At 54.2% G+C, this 5,094-nt stretch carries 6 protein-coding genes; 5 read left to right on the top strand and 1 reads right to left on the bottom strand.

Annotated features, from left to right (window positions below; all coding sequences use genetic code 11):
* Both ilvB and ilvN read left to right on the top strand, forming a co-directional pair.
* The coding region (gene ilvB, locus DBO31_RS08245; protein ID WP_150824907.1) for a biosynthetic-type acetolactate synthase large subunit at nt 1–1,430 on the top strand (1,430 nt) is incomplete at its 5' end.
* Entirely contained in the window at nt 1,427–1,930 is a 504-nt protein-coding gene (gene ilvN / locus DBO31_RS08240) for an acetolactate synthase small subunit (protein ID WP_059076454.1), read from the top strand. The genes ilvB and ilvN, both read left to right, overlap by 4 nt.
* Nucleotides 1,931–2,049: 119 nt before the next feature.
* On the opposite strand, the gene DBO31_RS08235 is transcribed toward ilvN, so the two are convergent.
* The gene (locus DBO31_RS08235) at nt 2,050–2,841 is read right to left on the bottom strand and encodes a carbon-nitrogen hydrolase family protein (RefSeq protein ID WP_150824906.1); all 792 of its coding nucleotides are present in this window, start codon (nt 2,839–2,841) and stop codon (nt 2,050–2,052) included.
* A 166-nt stretch (nt 2,842–3,007) separates the two neighbouring features.
* Between DBO31_RS08235 and DBO31_RS08230 the strand changes: the two genes are divergently transcribed.
* From DBO31_RS08230 to DBO31_RS08220, 3 genes are read left to right on the top strand one after another with little or no spacing between them, the layout of a single operon-like run.
* Nucleotides 3,008–3,484, top strand: a complete 477-nt coding sequence (locus tag DBO31_RS08230) for a peptidylprolyl isomerase (RefSeq protein ID WP_150824905.1) — start codon at nt 3,008–3,010, stop codon at nt 3,482–3,484.
* Nucleotides 3,465–3,761 (top strand): GIY-YIG nuclease family protein, encoded by a 297-nt coding sequence (locus DBO31_RS08225; RefSeq protein WP_234995443.1) that lies wholly within the window; start codon nt 3,465–3,467, stop codon nt 3,759–3,761. Before DBO31_RS08230 ends, DBO31_RS08225 begins: the two co-directional genes overlap by 20 nt.
* A 13-nt stretch (nt 3,762–3,774) precedes the next feature.
* Complete coding sequence (locus DBO31_RS08220; protein WP_075581647.1) at nt 3,775–5,028, top strand: M48 family metallopeptidase; 1,254 nt, start codon at nt 3,775–3,777, stop codon at nt 5,026–5,028.
* Nucleotides 5,029–5,094: the final 66 nt, after the last annotated feature.

Raw genomic sequence — 5,094 nt, 5'->3', positions numbered from 1 at the left:
CCATCCCCATGGTCATCATCAGCGGACAGGTATCGGCCAGTCTCATTGGCCGCGATGCCTTTCAGGAGGCCGATATATCGGGCATTACGTCACCCATTACCAAACACAATTACCTCGTCAAGGACGGCCGGCAGATTCCCCGCGTCCTGAAAGAAGCTTTTTATATAGCTTCTACAGGCCGGCCGGGTCCGGTTCTGGTCGACATTACTAAAGATGCCCTGGAGGAAGAAATCGATTTCATCTATCCTGAACGGGTGTCGCTGCCAGGGTACCGGCTGGAACCGGCCGGACAGGCTTATGACATCGACCGGGCTGTCAGCGCTATCCAGCAGAGTAAACGGCCCCTGCTGCTCATCGGCGGCGGTGTCATTTTGTCGGGGACGACCGATGCGCTGCGGCAGTTCATCGGGGAAACGCAGATACCGGTCGTGACAACCCTCATGGGAAAGGGTGCTGTGCCGGACAGCTATGACCTTCATCTCGGCATGGGCGGCATGCATGGATCGTATGCATCCAACATGGCCATCACCGGATGCGACCTGCTTATCGCCATGGGTGTGCGCTTTGACGAACGGTTGACCAGCCGGGCTGATACCTTTGCTCCGGGAGCACAAATCATCCAGTTCGACATCGACGACGTGGAAATCGGCAAAATCATCGACGTCGATCTGGCCGTAAAAGGGGACCTGCGCTGGTCTTTGCCTCTTGTGGCAGAAAAGATCAGGGAGTCGTCCTTTGATTATCAGGCCGCCTATGCTCCCTGGCGGGATCACGTCCGGTCGATGAAACAGGCTCATCCCTTTGCCGTGGCGCCGAGACCGGACTATATTTCTCCCCAGGCTATCTTTGAAACCGTCCGGGCACTGACACGGCCGGAGGATACGATTGCCGTTACCGACGTGGGGCAGCATCAGATGTGGGCAGCCCAGTTTTTTGATACGGAGCAGCCCCGCCATTTCCTTTCGTCGGGCGGACTGGGTACGATGGGATACGGACTGCCGGCGGCCATGGGAGCCAAAGTCGCCTGTCCGGACAAGACGGTCCTCGTCTTTTCCGGCGATGGGAGCATCCTCATGAACTGCCAGGAACTGGCTACCTTGTCCCAGTATGGCATTGCCGTCAAAGTCATCGTGCTCCACAATGATACCCTGGGCATGATCGTCCAGCTCCAGGATTTCTTTTACGACAAGCATTATACACAGTGCACGCTGAACAGCCGCAAGAATCTGTCCATGCTGGCCGAATCGATGGGCGTCCGGGGCTATCACATCGAACGGGAAGATGACCTCTTTCCCGTGCTCCGGGAGGCCCTTGCCTATGAAGGGACGGCTCTCATCGACATTGCGATATCCAAAGAGGAACGGGTCTATCCGACCGTTCCCGGCGGCAAAGCGCTCTGTGACATGATACTGGGAGGTGAAGCAGGGTGAGGACACAGCATCTTGCTATACTATGCGATAATAAACCGGGCGTCCTGACCCATATTGCCGGACTGATCAGCCGCAAGGCCATCAATATCGAATCCCTGACGGCAGGGTACACGGAAGAACGGGATGTGACCCGCTTCAATATCGTCATCAGCATCGAAGACGATAAAGAATTGAAGCAGACCATGAGCCAGCTGGCAAAACTCATCGACATCATCAAAATCGTCAACCTCGATGAGGAACCCTTTATCAGCTATGAACTGGCGATGATCAAAGTGCGCTACGATTCTCCCAAGACGAGGGAAGAACTGTCGGGACTGGCCGATTTGTTTCACGCCAAAGTCGTCGATGTCAACCTGAATTCCCTCATTCTCCGCGTGACCGGCCGGGAAGATCACGTCGATGCCCTCATCAAGGTGCTTTCGCCGTACAATGTACTGGAAATTGTGCGCACCGGGACGATTTCCCTGTCCCGGGGGCTCGTGCCGGTCAAGGAGATGTAGGGCGCAGGATATCTTCATCGCGCAGACTGGTTGCAGCGTATAAAGACAGACGGAGCTGCCACCTATGAGAGACTATTCATGGGTGGCAGCTCCGTTTATTTTTATCCTGTTTTTCCGTATCAGCGGTACATGTCGGGACGGCGCAGCTTGAGGAAGGGCCGTTCTTCCTTGGCCTTGCGGGCCAGACTCAGGTCGAGATCGCAGGCGATGAGCCGTTCCTGGTCGTCCCCTTTTGCCAGCAGATTGCCCCAGGGATCGATGATGAGGGACTGGCCGGCAAAGTCCATGTCCCCTTCTTTGCCGACGCGGTTGCACATGGCGACGAAGGTCTGGTTCTGATAGGCCTGGACGCGCATTTCCCATTCAAACATTTCCAGCGGTTCGGCTTTCGTATTGGCCGTCGGCACGATGACCAGATCGGCGCCCTGGGCGGCACAGGAGCGGATGCTTTCCGGCAGATGGCGGTCAAAGCAGATGACGATGCCGATTTTGCCGAAATCCGTCGTAAAGACCTGGAACCCTTCTTCTGACGGTGTATAATAATCACATTCATAGAACTGGGGCGCCTGGAAAATGTGGACCATCTTGGAAATGCCGGCGATGCGGCCCTGACGGTCGAGGAACAGGTTGGCATCATAGGGCTTTCCCTGTTGTTTCAAGTAGAAATTGGGCGAAATATACATGTCGTGTTCCCGGCATTTTGCCTGGATAGCCTGCACTTTCTGATCCGTATCTTCCATCAGATACCCGGTGGCATCCTGGTTTTCATACTGGGCAAAAAATGGAGAGAACTGTACTTCCGGAAAAAACAGCAGATTGCAGCCCGCCGCCTTATCGCAGAAATCCAGTGTTTTTGTGAAATTTTCTTCCATATCCTTCGACATGGACATCTGAGCCATTCCTAATCGCATGACCTTCATCCCCCTCTGATATACAATAACTGAATCTAATTCTAGTATACCATAGAACAGAAGGGAAACATATACTTTTTAAAGGGCAGGATGGTTTGCAGTTTGCAGAATATATAGTATATAATAGAAGAAAAAATAAAAGAAACATTTCAGGAGGATCAGTATTATGGCAGATAAAAAAATGTATGCATTGTTTAAGACCAACCGCGGGGAATTCACCGTAGAATTATTTCCCGACAAGGCCCCGATTACAGTCGCCAATTTCAAGAAGCTGGCCGACAGCAAGTTCTATGACGGCACCATATTCCATCGCATCATCGCCGATTTCATGATCCAGGGCGGCGATCCCCAGGGAACGGGATTTGGCGGTTCCGATGAAATGATTCCCGATGAATTCGGCCCGGGCCTCGACTTCAGCGAACCGGGTGTCCTGGCCATGGCCAATGCCGGCCCCAATACGGGCAGTTCCCAGTTCTTTGTGACCGTCGTTCCGACACCGTGGCTCCAGAATCATCACTCCATTTTTGGCAAAGTAGTAGAAAACTACGATGTCGTAGAAGCCATCAGCAAGACGGCGACCGATTTCCGGGATAAACCCTTGGAAGACGTCGTCATAGACACCATTGAAATCGTTGAAAAATAATCAGACAGACCGGGCCTATTATACCTATGTCGTACGCTGTGCTGACGGGTCGTACTATACAGGATGGACCTGTGACATCCAGCGCCGGGTCGCCGCCCACAACAGCCGGGGCGGGGCAAAATACACCCGCAGCCGCCGGCCGGTGACCCTCGTCTGGAGCCAGGCCTTTGCATCGCAGCATGTGGCCATGCACTGGGAATGGGAAATCAAACAATGGCCACGCGCGAAGAAAATAGACCTGATTCAGACGCAGCAGAGACTGCCGGAAGAAGAATAGGGGATGGATTCGTGTGAAACGATGGAAAAAATGGATAACCACACTGGTACTGGGGACGTCACTGGTGACGCTGCCCGTTGGGATGGCGGCAGCTGCGTCTGCCGTGGAAACGGTACTCTATGGCGCCGCCGCAGCGGCCCTCATCAAGCAGCAGCTCGTCAAGATGGATACGCAGATGCAGCCGCAGATGCTGGCCCAGACCCAGGCCAAGACCGGTGTGGCAGATAATTATGAATATGAGCAGCGGCTGGACCGGATTGCCGACAACCTCGTCCGGACGGGGATGATCAAACGCAATTACGATGTCTATGCCAATCCCAGCAAGGATCTGAACGCCTTTGAAACGGTGGGCGGCGTCATTTCTGTCAATCAGGGCATGATGGATACGCTCAACGATGATGAACTGGCTTTCACCCTGTGCCATGAAATGCAGCACGGCGAACGCCATCACGCCATCAACGGCGTCATGAAGAGCATCGGCGTTTCCGTTGCCGTAGACCTTGCCTTTGGCGGCCATGCGGAAATGCTCGACGTACTCCTCGGCGGCATTGTGATCAATTACATCGACAATGAAATGGTAACCATGAATCAGGAAAAAGAAGCCGATGCCTATGGCTTTGAGGTCATGAAGAATACGCCCTACAACGTCGGCGGTGCCCCGTCGTCGATGCAGTTTGTCTATGAAAAATACGGCGACCTCTATCAGGAAGGGTTCAAACGGGTCATCAGCCCCAATAACCACCCACAGATGACGAAGCGCATTGAAAAGCTGGGCCGCCGCATGACGCGCTGGTCGGGCAATCACGTCCAGGTAGGGGGAGACATGGTCTACGTCAATGCCCAGCCCGTGGTCAGTCCCGCTCCGTACGGTGACTATTCGCGGCGCCGCCGTGCTTTCCTCGTTGCCGGGAACCTGTCACGCGTGACCCACACCATCTATGGGGAAGCGCAGGATGACAAGAAAATCCGGACGACTCCCGTTGCCTCTGGCAAGGTCAAAGGCATGGACCTGACAGGCAACGACTGGCAGATCCTCCAGAATGGCAACGAAATTTCCGTCCAGGGACAGCACATCATGGATTGTGCTCCCGGCGATGACGGCGCGGCCATTGTCCATAACCTGAATCAGGCGCTGCGGGCCAAACCGGCCATGCTTTCCGACAAAGAAATCCAGAAACTGGACAAGAAATGGAAGAGCCAGTACGGTTACAAAGCGCCGGCTAAAAAGGATAAGGCCAGGACAGAGAAAACAGAAGGACATAGCTGATTTATCCGATAGGGGTGAATTTTTTCAGGGACGCCGTATCATTGCGGCGCCTCTTTTTCTCCCTGT

This window comes from Megasphaera sp. DJF_B143, from assembly GCF_900320625.1.
GTDB classification, from domain to species: Bacteria; Bacillota; Negativicutes; order Veillonellales; family Megasphaeraceae; genus Megasphaera; species Megasphaera hexanoica.
The sequence above is the reverse complement of the archived record's forward strand: the minus strand, read 5'-3'. Positions and strand labels throughout refer to the sequence as shown.

Bases quoted from the DNA above. Each gene is read 5' to 3' on its own strand.
- DBO31_RS08235 (WP_150824906.1), bottom strand. From the start codon at position 2,841: ATGCGATTAGGAATGGCTCAGATGTCCATGTCGAAGGATATGGAAGAA.
- DBO31_RS08230 (WP_150824905.1), top strand. From the start codon at position 3,008: ATGGCAGATAAAAAAATGTATGCATTGTTTAAGACCAACCGCGGGGAA.